Genomic DNA, 1,361 nt, shown 5'->3' on the forward strand with positions numbered 1-1,361 from the left:
CTAGCAGGCTGTTGAAAAGCGCCCCGTCATGACGACCGAAGCAGTGTTCACGAGGTTTGCGCATGCCATTTGCTGCTGAATTGCGGGTTCGCCGGGTGGTTTTTGCAAGCCATGCGCATGCTTGCAGCGCCCGCGCTGCGCCGTCGCCACGCCGTGGCGGCTCATCGCGTCGCTCCTTGCAGCACCACACCTGGCATTCGCGCCATGCGGGTCAGATTGCTCGCGACCATCGTCAGCTTGAAGTGCTGGTCGACGCGCCTGATGCCGCGATAGACCGTCTGCCGGATCCGGCCGACCGTTTTACCCCAGCCGAAATGCTCCTCGATGCGCTTGCGGATGACCTGGCTGATCCGGTAGCCCGCATGCCGCGAAGTGCGACCGTCGATCGCGCTACCGCCGTGGCGATCATCGTTGCGGGCGACATGCGGCGTCACGTTACGAGCGCGGCAATCGCTCACGAAGTCGCGTGTGTCGTACGCCTTGTCGGCACCGACTGTCTTCGCATGGCCGCCAGGCACGCAGTCGAGCAGCCGCAAGGCGCTGGCCCGCTCGGCGAAACCATCCGCATGACTAACCACAGCGCCGACCACCAGTCCCGAGCGGTTCTCCATCAAGATGTGCCCGTGGTAGCACAGGATGGCCGGGCTCTTGCGGCTCTTCTTGAACAGCCGCGCGTCCGGATCCGTGCTCGACTCATGCGTGTCGTTACTGCGCCGCTTGCCCTTCCAGTTCGTGTCGGCATTGCGTCCCCCGCTTGCCGGCGGACCATCGTCCGAGCCGTCCTTCGCACGGAAGCTCTTGTGACTGGCCCATGCCTGAATCAGCGTGCCGTCCACCGAGAAATGGTCTCTGGACAGCAGGCCCCGCTTGTCCGCCAGGCTCATGACTTCGGTGAAGAACGCTTCCACGACATCATGTTCCAGCAGTCGGTCGCGGTTCTTCGAGAACACCGAGTGGTCCCACACGGCGTCCTCGATCGCCAGCCCGACGAACCAGCGAAACAGCAGGTTGTAGTGCATCTGCTCCATCAGCATGCGCTCGCTGCGCACCGAATAGAACACCTGCAACAGCAGCGCACGCAGCAGCTTCTCGGGTGCAATCGAGGCCCGACCAGTGTCCGCATAGATCACGTTGAACAACCCGTTGAGCCGTTTCAATGCTTCATTTACCAGCAGCCGGATCGGTCGCAACGGGTGATCCGCCGGGACGAAGTCCTCCAGCTTGACTGTCGTAAACAGGGGTTCCTGCATCTCATCCATTCCGCGCATCGCATCCACTGCCAAAGATCATGAACACGATATCCATAACGCCCGTCCCTCAAACCCCGTTTACACGGGACCCAAATTCAACAGCCTGCTAGG

The 1,361-nt window shown here is 61.9% G+C and carries 1 protein-coding gene; it reads right to left on the minus strand.

Annotated elements, in window-relative coordinates:
* Positions 1 to 161: 161 nt before the first annotated feature.
* Complete coding sequence (locus tag AC3WLT_RS37145) at positions 162 to 1,268, minus strand: IS5 family transposase (RefSeq protein ID WP_492596522.1); 1,107 nt, start codon at positions 1,266 to 1,268, stop codon at positions 162 to 164.
* Positions 1,269 to 1,361: the final 93 nt, after the last annotated feature.

The sequence above is a fragment of the Paraburkholderia sp. FW306-2-2C-D06C genome, assembly GCF_058781505.1.